Genomic DNA, 14,102 nt, shown 5'->3' on the forward strand with positions numbered 1-14,102 from the left:
ATGACTCCTATGCACGGAAGGACACCTGGGCGCTGCCCAGGCCGTCGATGTCCAGTTCGAAACGGTCGCCTGCCTTCGCCGGTTCCAGTGGTACCAGCGAGCCGGAGAGGATGATTTCGCCGGCCTTGAAGGGGATGCCGAAGGCGCCCAGGGTGTTGGCCAGCCAGGCCACGGCGGTGAGCGGATTGCCCTGCACCGCCGAGCCCAGGCCCTCGCTGATCTGCACGCCGTTCTTGCGCACGCGCATGTGCAGGTTGGGCAGGTCCAGCTCACGCGGGTCGCGCTCCACCTCGCCGAGCACGAACACGCCGCAGGAAGCGTTGTCGGCCACGGTGTCCTGGATGCGGATCTTCCAGTCGTGGATGCGCGAGTCGACGATCTCGAAGCAGGCCATCACGCATTCGGTGGCCTCCAGCACGTCGGCCTCGGTGACACCGGGACCCTTGAGGTCGCGCTTGAGGCGGAAGGCGATCTCGCCTTCGGCGCGCGGCTGGATCAGGCGGTTTTCCGACAGCGAGATGTCGGCGCCGTTGGCGAACCACATCTTGCGGGTGATGAACCCGAAGTCCGGCTGGTGCACGTTGAGCATGCGCTGCACGGCCTCGGAGGTGACGCCGATCTTCTTGCCCACCAGCTCGTCGCCGTCGGCCAGGCGCCGTTGCAGCATGTGCTGGGAGATGCGGTAGGCGTCCTCGATGCCGATCTGCGCCCAGCGCTCGGTCAGCGGCGCCAGGGTGCGACCCTCGACCAGGGCGGCGTAGAGTTCGTCGGCGTGCTGCCGCTGGAGAACCTCGCTCATGCCGGGGTCTCCTCGAGGAAGGCCAGCACTTCGCGGTTGAACAGCGCACGGTGCTCGACCATCACCCAGTGCCCGCACTCGCTGAGCAGCACGAAGCGGATGTTGCGGCAGGCGTCCATCAGCGTCTGCGCGCCGCTGGACGGGCAGAATTTGTCGTTCATGCCCCAGAAGCCGAGGATCGGGCAGGACAGTTCGGCCACGCGCCCGGCCAGGTTCGGCACCTGCATGCGGGTCAGCACGCAGCGCGGCTGCTCCAGCACCACGGCGACGCGCTCGTTGACCGTCTCGTCGCTGATCTGCGAGGGATCGAATAGCTGCAGCGAAAGCAGGCGGCGCATGCCGTCGGCGTCGTTCAGCTCGCCGTTGGCGAAGGCGGCGCCCATCTTCTGGATGCCTTCCATCTGCAGGTAGTACTGCTCCTTCTCCATCAGCCCGCCGGGCGCCATCAGCACCAGGCGCGCGATGCGCTGCGGCTGGTCGAGGGCCATCTTGATGGCGATGGCGCCGCCCAGGGAGTTGCCCACCAGGGTGCAGCGCGGGATGTCCAGGGCGTCGAGCAGGCCGAACATGGCGTCGACGAAGAAGTCCAGGGTGTAGTCGGTTTCCGGCTTGTCGCTGGCGCCGTAGCCGGGCAGGTCCGGGACCAGCACGCGATGGCCGGCGGCGGCGAATTCCGGGTAGTTCAGCTTGAAGTTGCTGTGGCCGCTGGCGCCGGGGCCGCTGCCATGGATGAACAGCACGGCGTCGCCGCTGCCGTTGTCCAGGTAATGCAATCGGAGTCCGTCGTTGAGGGTGACGAAGTGCCCTTGCGGCAAGGCGGCCATGGCGTCGCTCCAGGGAGGGGAATGTGCCGGGATTATTTCGGCGCCTGGGAGGGCGACACATCGTCCGAGAGGACTACGGGGGATTTCGTGCGCGATGACCACCCATCCTACGGGCTGATGCCGCCAGGAAAGTCCGTGCCTACGATTCCCCCTCACCCCAGCCCTCTCCCTCCGGGAGAGGGAGCCGTCCGAACCGGCTGACGCCATGGTTACCTCCTGCACCGAACGGTCCCCTCTCCCTCCGGGAGAGGGCTAGGGTGAGGGGCCGAAGGCCAGCCACGCGCCAGGCTCAACCCTGGCGCAGGGCGTACAACCGTTCGCGGTTGTACGCCGATTTACCTCGCCTACCGCCAACACCATGGTCGAACATAGGCGCCGCCCTAGTCCCTTCGGACGTGGGCGCGAGAGGCCGGCGCGCCTAGGCTGGAAGCCTTCCCCATCGAGGAGCGGACATGACACGAGCATTGGATTTCAGCGGCCAGGTGGTGCTGGTCACCGGCGGCGGCAAGGGCGTTGGCCGGGGCATCAGCCAGCGATTCCTGGAACAGGGCGCCGAAGTGGTGATCTGCGGACGCGAAGCCCCCGCGCAACTGCCCAGCCACGCGGGGCGCGAAGCCTGGTTCATCCCCTGCGACGTGCGCGACTTCGAGCAGTTGCAGGCGCTGATGGCCGCCATCGACGAGCGCCACGGGCGCCTCGACGTGCTGATCAACAATGCCGGCGGTGCACCCTATGCCGATGCCGCCGATGCCTCGCCGCGCTTCTCCGAGGCCATAGTACGGCTCAACCTGCTGGCCCCGCTGAACCTCTGCCAGCTGGCCAACCAGCGCATGCAGAAGCAGGCCGGCGGCGGCGCCATCGTCAATATCTGCAGCGTCAGCGCCGTGCGCCCCTCCCCCGGCACCGCCGCCTACGGCGCGGCCAAGGCCGGGCTGCTCAACCTGGGCCGCTCGCTGGCGGTGGAATGGGCGCCGAAGGTACGGGTGAACGCCGTGATCGGCGGCCTGATCCGCACCGAACAGAGCCACCTGCACTATGGCGACGAGGACGGTATTCAGCGCGTGGCCGACACCATTCCGCTGGCGCGCCTGGCGGAGCCGGGCGACATCGGCGATGCCTGCCTGTACCTGGCCTCGTCGATGGCCGCGTATGTCAGCGGCGCCGAAATCGCCGTGCACGGCGGCGGCGAGCGGCCGGCCTTCCTCGAAGCGGCGCAGGGGTAAGAACATGCTCAGCGCCCGTCACGAACTCATCCTCGACCTCAACCCGGACGCGGCCTGGAACCGCCTGCGCGACCTGAGCCTGGCGCCGCACTACGTGCCCGGCCTGACCGGCTGCGAATTCCACCCCGGCCCCCGTGACGGGCTGGGCGCCAGCCGCCGGGTGCTGATGAAGCGCGGCTTCCTCGATGAAAGCGTGGTCGAGTGGCGCGAAGGCCAGGGCCTGGTGCTGCGCCTGCACCGCGCCGAGCAGGGACCGCCCTTCCCCTTCCGCGAGGCCAGTTTCCGCTACGCGCTGCACCCTGAAAGCGGTGGGCGTACCCGTTTGAGCCTGAGCCTGGATGGCGAGCTGCGTGGCGGTCGTCTTGGCGAATGGTTGCTGGCTGGTGCGCTGAAGAAGACCGTGGCGAAGATCGCGGTGAACCTCAAGGCGTTTTACAAAACGGGCAAGAGCCAGAATCCGGATTACGCTGGCTGACCTTGAGTGTCGTCCGTGAGATGGACGTGCGCAGGAGCGCAGCATCCCTGTAGGAGCGAGCTTGCTCGCGAACAATCCCCGCTGCGGGGCCTGGGTTCGCGAGCAAGCTCGCTCCTACGAAGAACAAAAGCACGTCCCGGCGGTTAGTCCCGTGCCACCTCGAAATGCCCGCGGAAGGTCGTCTCGACGATCCGCCACTGGCCGTCGACGCGCCGGTAGCGGTCCTGGTAGAAGCCGCCCAGTTGGCGGGTTGACCCGGTCTCGCCGTCGCGGTTCTGGTAATGCAGGGCCCAGCGCGCGCGGGCGTTGTCGGCATCCTCCAGCTCGATCTCCGGGTTGGCCGCGTGGTGCAGGTCGATCACCCGTGGCACGCAGGCCAACTCCTGGTACAGCGCCAGGAACGGCTCGCGGTCACGGAATACGCCCAGCGGGCCGTAGTCGATCAGCACCTCGCCGCCGGCGAAGCACGCGCGAATCGCCTCCACGTCCTTCAGGTCGCAGGCATTGAGGTAGCGGTGCTTGAGTTGGCGGATGGCTTCGAGCGCCTCCAGGCGCTCGAGTCGTTGTTCCAGGTTCATTCCGGTCTCCGTTCCACGTTGAGGTCACCCCAGTAGGCTTTCATCGAACGAATGCGGCCGTGGGCGTCGAACTCCATCACGTCGATCACGTGCAGGCTGCAGGGTTCGCCGTTCCAGATCAGGTCGACACGGAACGGCATCGCCCCGCAGCCGTTGCCGGTGACCCGCACCGGCCCGGTGAGCTGGGCGCTCGCCTCGGCGCGGCCCAGGCCCTCGCGGTAGAAACGGGCGATGGCCTCGATCCCGACCAGGGGCTTGGCGCCCACCGGGTCCTCGACCACCGCGTCATCGGCGTAGAGCGACAGGATGCCGTCGATGTCGCCGGCATCCACCAGTTCCACGTAACGCGCCATGCGCCGGCGGACCAGTTGCGCGTCCATCAGGCCACCTCGAACAGCGCGGCCGCGCCCATGCCACCGCCGATGCACATGCTCACCACCACGTAGCGCACGCCGCGGCGACGACCTTCCAGCAGCGCGTGACCGGCCATGCGCGCGCCGGACATGCCGAATGGATGGCCGATGGCGATGGCGCCGCCGTTGACGTTCAGGCGCTCGTCGGGGATGCCCAGCTTGTCCTGGCAGAACAGCACCTGGCAGGCGAAGGCCTCGTTGAGCTCCCACAGGCCGATGTCGTCCGCCTTCAGGCCGTGGCGCTTGAGCAGCTTGGGTACCGCGAAGACCGGGCCGATGCCCATCTCGTCGGCGTTGCAGCCGGCCACCGCCAGGCCACGGTAGATGCCCAACGGCTGCAGGCCACGGCGCTCGGCTTCGCGGGCTTCCATCAGCAGCGAGGCCGAGGCGCCATCGGAAAGTTGCGATGCGTTGCCGGCAGTGATGAATTGGCCCGCCCCGGTCCACTGGCCGCCCTGCCATACCGGCTCCAGCGCAGCGAGGCTAGCCAGGGTGGTGTCGGCGCGGTTGCATTCGTCGCGGTCGATCAGCACGGCTTCGTGACGGCTCTCGCCGGTGGCCTTGTCCACCACCAGGCGCTGCGCGCGCATCGGCAGGATCTCGTCGGCGAACAGGCCGTCGCGCTGGGCTGCGGCGGTGCGCTGCTGGCTGCGCAGCGAGTAGGCGTCCTGGGCTTCGCGGCTGATGCCGTAGCGGGCGGCGACGATCTCGGCGGTCTCGATCATCGGGATATAGGCCGCCGGGTCGCGTTCCAGCACGATCTGCGACTGGTTGCGGTAGGCATTCTTGTGCTTGTTCTGCACCAGGGAGATGGACTCCAGGCCGCCGGCCACGGCGATGTCCAGCTCGTTGCAGGCGATGGACTTGGCGGCGATGGCGATGCTCATCAGGCCGGAGGCGCACTGGCGCTCCACCGCCATGCCGGCCACGCTCGACGGCAGGCCACCGGCAATGGCGCAGAGGCGGCCGAGGTTATAGGCCTGGGTGCCCTGCTGGGCGGCGGCGCCCATGATGACGTCCTCCACCTCGCCCGGCTCGACGCCGGCGCGGCGAACCACCTCGGCCACCACCGCGCCGCCCATGGCGGGCGCCTCGGTGTCGTTGAAGGCGCCGCGGAAGGCCTTGCCGATGGCGGTACGGGCGGTGGAGACGATGACGGCTTCTCTCATTGCGAATCCTCAGGTAGTTCCGGGTTTCAGCCTTCGTAGGGCGCATAACGCGCCAGCGTTATCCGCCGACCCAAGGCCGGCGGATAACCTGTTCCAGGTTATTCGCCCTACGAGCAGCTCCTCAGACGGGGTAGCTCTTCAAAGTGGGAAGTAACGGCTGATGGTGTCCACCACGCAGCCGGGGCGGTCTTCGCCCTCGATCTCTACGCTGACGCGCACGGTGGACTGCACCGCGCCCTTCACCGCCTCGGCGGCGACCAGCTCGGCGCGGCCGCGCACGCGGGCGCCGGCCTTGACCACGCTGGGGAAGCGCACGCGGTCGCAGCCGTAGTTGACGCCCATGGAAATGCCGCGCACCTCGACGATCTGCGGCAGGAACAGGTTGACCAGCGACAGCGTCAGGTAGCCGTGGGCGATGCAGGTGCCGTAGGGGCCGCTCGCCGCACGAACCGGGTCGACGTGGATCCACTGGTGGTCGCCGGTCGCTTCGGCGAACTGGTCGATGCGCGACTGCTCGACGGTGATCCAGTCGCTCTCGCCGAGGACTTCGCCGACACAGGCCAGCAGCTCTTGCGGATGTTCGAAGACGCGTGCCATATCAGGCCCTCTGGCTGGAGACCGACAGCACTTCGCCGGTCATGTAGGAGCTGTAGTCGCTGGCCAGGAACATCATCACGTTGGCGATTTCCCAGACCTCGGCGGCACGGCCGAAGGCTTCGTTGGCGGCCAGCTTGTCCAGCAGCTCCTGCGGCGCGGATTTGCGCAGGAAGTCGTGCAGGGCGATGCTCGGACTCACCGCGTTGATGCGGATGCCGTGCTCGGCCGCTTCCACGGCGGCGCAGCGGGTCAGCGCCATCACCCCGGCCTTGGCCGCGGCGTAGTGGCTCTGCTCCTTCTGCGCGCGCCAGCCGAGCACCGAGGCGTTGTTGACGATGGCGCCGGCGCGGCGCTCCATCATGTACGGCAGCATGGCGCGGGTCATGCGCATGGTGCCGGTGAGGGTGACGTCGAGGACGCGGTTCCACTCTTCGTCGGTCATCTCCACCAGCGAGCGGGAGCCGCCCAGCCCAGCGTTGTTGATCAGCACGTCGACGCCGCCCAGACGCTCCTCGGCGGCGGCCACCAGGGCGCGTACCTGTTCCTCGTTGGTGACGTTGCAGACCTGCCCGTACACCGCCTGCAGGCCGCAGGCCTGGCGGATGCGCTCAACAGCCTCGTTCAGGCGGCCCTCATGGATGTCGCTGATCATCAGCGCACGGCAGCCTTCCTCGGCGGCGCGCAGGGCGGCGGAAAAGCCGATGCCGGCGCCCGCGGCGGCCGTGATCAGCACCGACTTGCCGCGCAGCAGGCCACGGCCGGATACGTATTCGGGTTTGAGCATGGTATGTCTCCTTACTGCGGGACCTGGCGGGCCACCTTGGGTTCTTTGGGCAGGCCGAGGGCACGCTCGGCGATGAGGTTGCGCTGGATCTCGTTGCTGCCGCCGTAGATGGTGTCGGAGCGGCTGAACAGGAACAGGCCCTGCAGGCGGCTCAGCTGGTAGGGGCCGCCGTCGAGGATTTCCGCCTCGGCGCCGAGTACGTCCATGGCCAGCTTGCCCAGGCGCGCGTGCCAGTCGGACCAGCACAGCTTGTAGATCAGCGCTTCGCGGCGCAGGCCGGTGTTCTGGTCGCCCGAGAGCATGCGCAGCGAGTTGTAGCGCAGCACCTTGAGCCCGCCCCAGGCCTCGGCGAGGCGCTGACGCAGCAGCGGATCGCGGGCGGCGCCGTTGGCGCGGGCGATGCGGATGATCTCATCCAGTTCGTTCTGGAACTGCATCTGCTGGCCGAGGGTGGACACGCCACGCTCGAAGCCCAGCAGCGCCATGGCGATCTTCCAGCCGTCACCCGGCGCGCCGAGCAGGTTCTCGGCGGCGGTCTCGGCGTCGTCGAAGAACACCTCGTTGAATTCGGAGGTGCCGGTCAGCTGCTCGATCGGCCGCACGGTGATGCCCGGCTGGTTCATCGGCACCAGCAGGAAGGCCAGGCCGTGATGGCCGACACTGCCCTGCTCGGAGCGGGCGATGACGAAGCACCAGTCGGATTCGTGGGCCAGCGAGGTCCAGACCTTCTGCCCGTTGATGCGCCAGACGTTGCGCTCGGCGTCGAAAGTGGCGCGGGTCTTAACGGCGGCAAGGTCAGAACCGGCGCCCGGTTCGGAGTAGCCCTGGCACCAGAACTCACGGCCGCTGACGATACCCGGCAACAGGCGGCTCTTCTGCTCGTCGGTGCCGAAGGCGGCAATGGTCGGGCCAGCCAGGCCCTCGCCGATGTGCCCCATGCGGCCGGGGCCGCCGGCACGGGCGTATTCCTCGTGGAAAATCACCTGCTGGTTGATCGACAGGCCGCGCCCGCCGTGCTCCTTGGCCCAGCCCACGCAGGTCCAGCCGCCCTCGGCGAGCTTGCGCTCCCAGGCTTTGCGTTCCTCGGGGAAACTGTGTTCGTCGCCCGGGCCGCCACGGAAACGCAGCGGTTCGAATTCGCCACGCAGGTTGTCCGCCAGCCACTGGGCGACTTCGGCGCGGAAGGCCTCGTCGGCGGCGTCGAATCCGATCTTCATGGGCGGTCCTCCAGGATGGCGGCAGCAATGCGCTCACGGTGCCAGGCCGGCGTGCCGAACAGGCTCTCGCTGGCGCGGGCGCGCTTGAAATACAGGTGCGGGTCGTATTCCCAGGTGAAGCCGACCCCGCCGTGCAGCTGGATCGACTCGGCGGCGCCATGGAAGAAGGCTTCCGAGGCCTGGGACTTGGCCAGCGCAGCGGCCAGCGGCAGCTCGGCGGCGAGCGCGGCATCGCCCTGCCCGTCCAGCGCTTCCTGGGCCACGCAGGCGGCGTAGTAGAGCGCGGAGCGCGCGCATTCCACCTGCAGCATCATGTCCGCCATGCGGTGCTTGAGCGCCTGGAAGCTGCCCACCGGGCGGCCGAACTGACGGCGTTCCTGGGTGTAGGCGACGGTCAGGTCGAGCGCCTGTTGGGCGCCGCCAACCTGCTCGGCGGCCAGGGTCACGGCGGCCAGCTGCAGCACCTTGCACAGCGCCGGCCAGGCGGTGCCAGCCGCGCCCAGCAGGGCCTCGGCGGACAGGTAGAGACCGTTCAGCTCGACCTCGGCCAGCTGGCGGGTCTGGTCCAGCGTCGGCAATGCGCGGCGCTGCAGACCTTCGCTGGCAGCGGGCACGGCGAACAGGCAGATGCCCCCCTCGCCTCGGCTGCCGGCCAGGCGTGCGGGAATCAACAGCAGGTCGGCGCTATGGCCGTCGAGCACCGGACGCAGGCGGCCGTCGAGGACGAAGCCGTCGCCTTCGGGGCGAACCTGCACCTGGACTGAGCCGGCCTCCGGCGCACCTTCGGCACCCAGCGCCAGGGTGGCGGTCAGGCTGCCTTCGGCCAGGCCGGGCAACCAGCGGGCCTGCTGCGCCTGGCTGCCGAGCACGCGCAGGGCGCAAACGGCCAGGGTGCTGGCGAAGAACGGCAGCGACGCCAGGCGACGGCCCAGTTGCTCCTGGACGATAGCCAGCTCGACGAAGCCCAGTCCCAGGCCGCCATGGGCCTCGGGCACCAGCAGCGCCTGCCAGCCGAGTTCATCGCGAATGCGCTGCCAGAGCGCCAGGTCATGACCGCCGGCGGCCATCGCCGCGCGCACGGCGCTGGAGGGTGAAGCATCGGCGAGGAAGCTTTCCGCGCTGTCGCGGATCATCTCCTGCTCGTCGGTAAAGGCGAATTCCATGGGAAGCGGCCCTGTGGGTTCAGATGCAGGGCAGTCTGGCGGGAGATGGCCGGGCGGGAATCGTCCGAATGGACGTGGGGGAAAGCGATGATTTTTTGGGGATGGTGTAGGGGCGAGCTTGCTCGCGAGCCCTTGGCCATAGAGAGAAGGAGCCGTTCAGCGCGTTGGGGATGGTCCGACGTTCAACCTGTGGGAGCAACTGTCTTTTCCGGCGAGTCCCGAGCTGGGCTTTCCCCCTCACCCCAACCCTCTCCCCCTGGGAGAGGGAGCAGTCCGTACCGGCTGACACCGTGGCCTCCTCCTGCACGGAACGGTCCCCTCTCCCGCTTGCGGGAGAGGGTTAGGGTGAGGGGCTTTTGATCTGGCAGGAGCGGACTTTGTCCGCGATGCGGACCATCGCGGATGAATCCGCTCCTACAAGGTCGCGCGGTGGATCAAGTGCCGTACACCTTCTGCGCCGGCACGGCGCGTTCGATCAGCTCGTCCACCACGCCGCCGATTTCTTCCGGCAGCCAGCGCGCGCCCTTGTCGCGCTCCGGGCCGCGGCGCCAGCCGTCGCCGATGGAGAGCTTGCCGCCTTCCACCTCAAACAGGCGGCCGGTGACGTGCTGGGAGTCTTCGGAAACCAGCCAGGCAATCAGCGGCGCGACGTTTTCCGGGGCGAAGTGGTCGAAGCCGTCTTCGGGCTTCTTCATCACGTCGGCAAACACCTGCTCGGTCATGCCGGTGCGCGCGGCCGGGGCCAGAGCGTTGGCAGTGATGCCGTAGCGCGCCAGTTCCGCCGCCTGCACCAGGGTCAGGGAGGCGATGCCGCCCTTGGCTGCCGAGTAGTTGGATTGGCCGATGGAGCCCTGCAGGCCGGCGCCGGAGCTGGTGTTGATGATGCGCGCCTGCACCTTCACGCCAGCCTTGGCCTGGTCGCGCCAGTGGTGCACGGCGTGGCTGGCGATGCAGAAGTGCCCCTTGAGGTGCACGTTCATTACGGCGTCCCAGTCAGCCTCGGTGAGGCTGGCGAACATGCGGTCGCGGCAGATGCCGGCGTTGTTGACTACGGCGTGCAGGTCGCCAAAGGCGTCGATGGCGGCGCGGACGATTTCGCCGGCTTCGGCGTAGTTGGTGATGTCGTGGCTGTCGCCGATGGCCTGGCCGCCCTGGTCGCGGATCAGGGCGACCACGCCGGCGACGGCTTCGCGGTTGATGTCGTTGACCACGACCTTGGCGCCTTCGGCTGCCAGGGCCAGGGCATAGGCGCGACCGAGGCCGCCGCCGGCGCCGGTGATGATCACGACGCGGTCTTTGCAGATGGACATGGGGTTCTCCTGAGAGTTGAGTGCAGGCCGCGAGCGCTCTCTCCCCAACCCTCTCCCTGAAGGGAGAGGGGGCCGTCCGTGCAGCGGAGAAGGCCTGTCGCTCGGCCCGCCCACGTCGCGTCCTGGGAGAGTGGTCGCGTTACAGCCGTTCGATGATCGTCACGTTGGCCTGCCCACCACCTTCGCACATGGTCTGCAGGCCGTAGCGGCCGCCGCTGCGTTCCAGCTCGTGGAGCAGCGTGGTCATCAGGCGGGTGCCGGTGGCGCCCAGCGGGTGGCCGAGGGCAATGGCGCCGCCGTGGACGTTGGTGCGTTCGTGCGGGTAGCCGGTTTCCTGCAACCAGGCCATGACCACCGAGGCGAAGGCTTCGTTGATCTCTACCCGGTCGATGTCGTCCAGGCGCATGCCGGCCTTCTTCAGCGCGTACTCGGTGGCCGGGATCGGTGCGGTGAGCATCCACACCGGGTCGTCGGCGCGCACGCTGATGTGGTGGATGCGCGCGCGCGGCGTCAGGTTGTAACGCTCCAGGGCGCGCTCGGAGACGATCAGCATGGCGCTGGCGGCGTCGCAGGTCTGGCTCGATACGCCAGCGGTGACGCGGTCACAGCCGAACAGCGCTTCCAGCTCGGCCATCTTCGCCAGGCTGGTCTGGCGCGGCGTCTCGTCGTGCAGCACGCCGGCGAGCGGCACGATCTCTCGGGCGAAGTAGCCGGCCTCGATGGCGTGCAGCGCACGGCGGTGCGATTCCAGCGAGTAGGCTTCCAGCGCCTCGCGACTGAGCTGCCACTTCTCGGCGATCATCTGCGCCGAACGGAACTGGCTCGGCGGCGTGGAACCGTAGCGCTTCACCCAGCCTTCGGAACCGCTGAAGGGGTCGGTGAAGCCCAGCGGTTCGGCGGCGGTCATGGCCGAAGAGATCGGGATCTGCGTCATGGTCTGCACGCCACCGGCGATCACCACGTCCTGGGTGCCGCTCATCACCGCCTGGGCGGCGAAGTGCACCGCCTGCTGCGAGGAGCCGCACTGGCGGTCGATGGTGGTGCCGGGTACGCCCTGGTCGAGGCCGGCGGCCAGCCAGGCGGTGCGGGCGATGTCGCCGGCCAGCGGGCCGATGGTGTCGACGCAACCGAAGATGACGTCGTCGTAGTCCGCATCCGGGATGCCGTTGCGCTGCACCAGTTCGCGCAGCACGTGGGCGCCCAGGTCGGCGGCGTGGATCTGCGACAGGCCACCCTTGCGCTTGCCGGTGGGCGTGCGCAGGGCGTCGACAATGTAGGCTTCTGCCATTTCGTTCTCCTCAAACCGCGAAGGTGTGGCCGGCGCCGGCGCTCACCGCCCCGCCGAACAGCGCCTGACACAGCCGCGCCTTGTGCAGGCCGCGGTCGCCCCAGACCTTGTCCAGGGCCCAGGCGCGCTTCATGTAGAGCTGCAGGTCGACTTCCCAGGTGTACCCCATGGCGCCGTGCACCTGGATGGCGTTCCTGGCCGCCAGCTGGGAGGCCTCGGAACAGGCCAGGGCGGCCTGGGAGACGTGCAGCGCGGCCTGCGGATGGCCCTGGGCGAGGGACTGCGCGGCGCGGTACAGCGGCGCCTTGGCGAACTCGATGAGCACCGCGACGTTGGCCATCAGGTGCTTGACCGCCTGGAAGCTGCCGATGGGCTTGCCGAACTGCTTGCGCTCGAAGCTGTAGTCCACCGCCAGGTCCACCATGCGCCGGGCCAGGCCCAGCTGCTGCGCGGCGCAGGCCAGGGCGCCACGCTCGAAGGCAGTGGCCCACAGGGCGCGGGCCTGATCGCCGCTGGCCACGCGGGTGGCTTCGCTGGGCGTCCAGGTCACGCTGTACAGATGGCGCGACGGGTCCAGCGCCGGGTTGCGGGTGAGCTGCACGACTTCGCGCGGCACCACGTGGATTTCGTCCCGGTTGCCGAGGATCAGCAAGTCGGCGACGTGGGCGTCGGCCACCAGCAGGTTGTCCGGGTGCCCGACCGCCAGGCGCGCTTCGCCGGCGGCGATGCGGCCCAGCCACTGGCTCTTCAGCGCTTCCTGTTCGGCACCCAGCGCGGCCAGCAGCGGCGCGCCCACCAGTACGGTGTCGAGCAACGGCTCGGCCAGGGCGGCGTAGCCGCACTCCTGGGCCGGCAGCATCCAGTCGGTTTCGTCCAGGCCCAGGCCGCCGTAGCTCTCCGGCAGGTTCAGGGCGGTCAGGCCCAGCTCGGCGAGCTGCGCCCAGAGTTCGTCGCTGCGGCCGCTTTCGCTGTCCCACAGTTCGCGCAGGCGCTCCGGGGTCACCTGGTTGGTGAGGAAGGCGCGCACGCTGTCGTGGAAGCTCAGTTGGTCATCGTTGAAAGTGAAGTCCATGGTCCTGGCTCCTCAGGCGCGCGGCATGCCGAGCATGCGTTCGGCGATGATGTTGCGCTGGATTTCGTTGGTGCCGGCGTAGATCGGGCCGGCCAGGGAGAACAGGAAGCCATCCAGCCAGCGGCCGACCTCGCCCGCCAGCGGCGCTTCGGGCAGCAGTTCGGCGCGGGCGCCGAGGATGTTCAGGGCGGTGTCGTGCATGCGCTGGTCCAGCTCCGACCAGAAGATCTTGTTGGTCGAGGATTCCGGGCCGATGCGGCCGCCCTGCTGCAGGCGCGAGGCGGTCATGTAGGTGCTCAGGGTGTAGGCCTCGGCGTCCAGCCAGGCGCGCATCACCGCCTCGCCGATGGCCGGGTCGCGGTCGGCGGCTTCGCGGTTCTCCAGGTACAGCTGCAGCAGGCGCCGCGCGGTCTCCTGGAAACGGGCCGGGGAGCGCAGCATCAGCCCGCGTTCGAAGCCGGCGGTGGACATCGCCACGTGCCAGCCCTGCCCTTCGCCACCGAGGACGTTCTCCACCGGCACCTTCACATCGTCGAAGAAGATCTCGGCGAAGCCCGGCAGGCCGTCGAGCTGGGCGATCGGGCGCACGGTGATGCCCGGCGAGCTCAGCGGCACCAGGATGAAGGTCAGGCCGTGGTGGCGGCTGGAGGCCGGGTCGGTGCGGAACATGCCGAACAGCCAGTCGGCCCAGACCGCGCGGGTCGACCAGGTCTTCTGGCCGTTGATCACGTAGTGGTCGCCGACGCGCTCGGCGCGGGAGCGGATGGCCGCCATGTCGGAGCCGGCGCCCGGCTCGGACCAGCCCTGGGCCCAGACGTCCTGGCCACGCGCCATGCGCGGCAGGAAGCGGGCCTTCTGCTCCTCGGTGCCGAACTCCATCAGGGTCGGGCCGAGCAGGAAGATGCCGTTCTGGTTGACCCGGCCGGGGGCGCCGGCGCGGTAGTACTCTTCTTCGAAGATCAGCCACTGGATCAGGTCGCAGCCGCGGCCACCGTAGGCTTCCGGCCAGGTCACCATGCCCCAGTGACCGTCGTGCAGGCGAGCTTCCCACTCGCGGTGCAGACGGAAACCCTCCTCGGTGTCATAGGAGGGCAAGGGGTTCTTCGGCACGTTGGCCGCCAGCCAGGCGCGGACTTCCTCGCGGAAGGCCTGTTGCTCTTTGTTGTAGTTAAGGTCCATGGGCTGCTGCC

The 14,102-nt window shown here is 68.7% G+C and carries 15 protein-coding genes; 2 read left to right on the forward strand and 13 right to left on the reverse strand.

Annotated elements, in window-relative coordinates; translation table 11 throughout:
* Positions 1-7: 7 nt before the first annotated feature.
* Together O6P39_RS14885 and O6P39_RS14890 are read right to left on the reverse strand one after the other, a co-directional pair.
* Positions 8-799 carry a fumarylacetoacetate hydrolase family protein gene (locus O6P39_RS14885; protein ID WP_275607277.1) on the reverse strand — a complete coding sequence of 264 codons (792 nt, stop codon included), beginning with the start codon at positions 797-799 and terminating at the stop codon, positions 8-10.
* Complete coding sequence (locus O6P39_RS14890; protein WP_275607278.1) at positions 796-1,623, reverse strand: alpha/beta fold hydrolase; 828 nt, start codon at positions 1,621-1,623, stop codon at positions 796-798. The genes O6P39_RS14885 and O6P39_RS14890 overlap by 4 nt, the downstream gene beginning before the upstream one ends.
* 452 nt (positions 1,624-2,075) lie before the next feature.
* Here O6P39_RS14890 and O6P39_RS14895 point away from each other — a divergent pair, with 452 nt between their 5' ends.
* Positions 2,076-2,846 (forward strand): SDR family oxidoreductase, encoded by a 771-nt coding sequence (locus O6P39_RS14895; protein WP_275607279.1) that lies wholly within the window; start codon positions 2,076-2,078, stop codon positions 2,844-2,846.
* A 4-nt stretch (positions 2,847-2,850) separates the two neighbouring features.
* Positions 2,851-3,321, forward strand: coding sequence for an SRPBCC family protein (locus O6P39_RS14900; RefSeq protein WP_275607280.1), 471 nt, complete (start codon positions 2,851-2,853; stop codon positions 3,319-3,321).
* Positions 3,322-3,464: 143 nt separating this feature from the next.
* Here the strand turns inward: O6P39_RS14900 and O6P39_RS14905 are convergent, their stop codons facing one another.
* The 11 genes from O6P39_RS14905 to O6P39_RS14955 all read right to left on the reverse strand — a co-directional run bounded on the left by O6P39_RS14905 (position 3,465) and on the right by O6P39_RS14955 (position 14,091).
* Positions 3,465-3,899, reverse strand: a complete 435-nt coding sequence (locus O6P39_RS14905) for a nuclear transport factor 2 family protein (RefSeq protein WP_275607281.1) — start codon at positions 3,897-3,899, stop codon at positions 3,465-3,467.
* Positions 3,896-4,282: a nuclear transport factor 2 family protein gene (locus tag O6P39_RS14910; RefSeq protein WP_331314883.1), complete on the reverse strand. Its 387-nt coding sequence runs from the start codon at positions 4,280-4,282 to the stop codon at positions 3,896-3,898. The genes O6P39_RS14905 and O6P39_RS14910 overlap by 4 nt, the downstream gene beginning before the upstream one ends.
* Positions 4,279-5,481: an acetyl-CoA C-acyltransferase gene (locus O6P39_RS14915; protein WP_275607283.1), complete on the reverse strand. Its 1,203-nt coding sequence runs from the start codon at positions 5,479-5,481 to the stop codon at positions 4,279-4,281. Before O6P39_RS14915 ends, O6P39_RS14910 begins: the two co-directional genes overlap by 4 nt.
* A gap of 138 nt (positions 5,482-5,619) precedes the next feature.
* Positions 5,620-6,078 carry a MaoC family dehydratase gene (locus tag O6P39_RS14920; RefSeq protein WP_275607284.1) on the reverse strand — a complete coding sequence of 153 codons (459 nt, stop codon included), beginning with the start codon at positions 6,076-6,078 and terminating at the stop codon, positions 5,620-5,622.
* A 1-nt stretch (position 6,079) separates the two neighbouring features.
* A complete protein-coding gene (locus O6P39_RS14925) occupies positions 6,080-6,862 on the reverse strand; it encodes an SDR family oxidoreductase (protein WP_275607285.1) in 783 nt (260 codons plus the stop codon).
* Between the two features lie 11 nt (positions 6,863-6,873).
* A complete protein-coding gene (locus O6P39_RS14930; protein ID WP_275607286.1) occupies positions 6,874-8,079 on the reverse strand; it encodes an acyl-CoA dehydrogenase family protein in 1,206 nt (401 codons plus the stop codon).
* Positions 8,076-9,242: an acyl-CoA dehydrogenase family protein gene (locus tag O6P39_RS14935; RefSeq protein ID WP_275607287.1), complete on the reverse strand. Its 1,167-nt coding sequence runs from the start codon at positions 9,240-9,242 to the stop codon at positions 8,076-8,078. Before O6P39_RS14935 ends, O6P39_RS14930 begins: the two co-directional genes overlap by 4 nt.
* A 434-nt stretch (positions 9,243-9,676) precedes the next feature.
* Positions 9,677-10,552, reverse strand: a complete 876-nt coding sequence (locus O6P39_RS14940) for an SDR family oxidoreductase (RefSeq protein ID WP_275607288.1) — start codon at positions 10,550-10,552, stop codon at positions 9,677-9,679.
* A 139-nt stretch (positions 10,553-10,691) separates the two neighbouring features.
* Positions 10,692-11,840 carry an acetyl-CoA C-acetyltransferase gene (locus tag O6P39_RS14945; protein WP_275607289.1) on the reverse strand — a complete coding sequence of 383 codons (1,149 nt, stop codon included), beginning with the start codon at positions 11,838-11,840 and terminating at the stop codon, positions 10,692-10,694.
* A 10-nt stretch (positions 11,841-11,850) separates the two neighbouring features.
* Positions 11,851-12,912 carry an acyl-CoA dehydrogenase family protein gene (locus O6P39_RS14950; protein ID WP_275607290.1) on the reverse strand — a complete coding sequence of 354 codons (1,062 nt, stop codon included), beginning with the start codon at positions 12,910-12,912 and terminating at the stop codon, positions 11,851-11,853.
* Between the two features lie 12 nt (positions 12,913-12,924).
* Positions 12,925-14,091: an acyl-CoA dehydrogenase gene (locus O6P39_RS14955; RefSeq protein WP_275607291.1), complete on the reverse strand. Its 1,167-nt coding sequence runs from the start codon at positions 14,089-14,091 to the stop codon at positions 12,925-12,927.
* Between the last annotated feature and the right edge of the window lie 11 nt (positions 14,092-14,102).

The organism is Pseudomonas sp. PSE14, assembly GCF_029203285.1.
GTDB lineage: Bacteria > Pseudomonadota > Gammaproteobacteria > Pseudomonadales > Pseudomonadaceae > Pseudomonas.

Excerpts from the sequence above, each read along its gene's own strand:
- O6P39_RS14885 (WP_275607277.1), bottom strand. The coding sequence starts at position 799 with ATGAGCGAGGTTCTCCAGCGGCAGCACGCCGACGAACTCTACGCCGCC.
- O6P39_RS14890 (WP_275607278.1), bottom strand. The coding sequence starts at position 1,623 with ATGGCCGCCTTGCCGCAAGGGCACTTCGTCACCCTCAACGACGGACTC.
- O6P39_RS14895 (WP_275607279.1), top strand. The coding sequence starts at position 2,076 with ATGACACGAGCATTGGATTTCAGCGGCCAGGTGGTGCTGGTCACCGGC.
- O6P39_RS14900 (WP_275607280.1), top strand. The coding sequence starts at position 2,851 with ATGCTCAGCGCCCGTCACGAACTCATCCTCGACCTCAACCCGGACGCG.
- O6P39_RS14905 (WP_275607281.1), bottom strand. The coding sequence starts at position 3,899 with ATGAACCTGGAACAACGACTCGAGCGCCTGGAGGCGCTCGAAGCCATC.
- O6P39_RS14915 (WP_275607283.1), bottom strand. The coding sequence starts at position 5,481 with ATGAGAGAAGCCGTCATCGTCTCCACCGCCCGTACCGCCATCGGCAAG.
- O6P39_RS14920 (WP_275607284.1), bottom strand. The coding sequence starts at position 6,078 with ATGGCACGCGTCTTCGAACATCCGCAAGAGCTGCTGGCCTGTGTCGGC.
- O6P39_RS14925 (WP_275607285.1), bottom strand. The coding sequence starts at position 6,862 with ATGCTCAAACCCGAATACGTATCCGGCCGTGGCCTGCTGCGCGGCAAG.
- O6P39_RS14930 (WP_275607286.1), bottom strand. The coding sequence starts at position 8,079 with ATGAAGATCGGATTCGACGCCGCCGACGAGGCCTTCCGCGCCGAAGTC.
- O6P39_RS14935 (WP_275607287.1), bottom strand. The coding sequence starts at position 9,242 with ATGGAATTCGCCTTTACCGACGAGCAGGAGATGATCCGCGACAGCGCG.
- O6P39_RS14940 (WP_275607288.1), bottom strand. The coding sequence starts at position 10,552 with ATGTCCATCTGCAAAGACCGCGTCGTGATCATCACCGGCGCCGGCGGC.
- O6P39_RS14945 (WP_275607289.1), bottom strand. The coding sequence starts at position 11,840 with ATGGCAGAAGCCTACATTGTCGACGCCCTGCGCACGCCCACCGGCAAG.
- O6P39_RS14950 (WP_275607290.1), bottom strand. The coding sequence starts at position 12,912 with ATGGACTTCACTTTCAACGATGACCAACTGAGCTTCCACGACAGCGTG.
- O6P39_RS14955 (WP_275607291.1), bottom strand. The coding sequence starts at position 14,091 with ATGGACCTTAACTACAACAAAGAGCAACAGGCCTTCCGCGAGGAAGTC.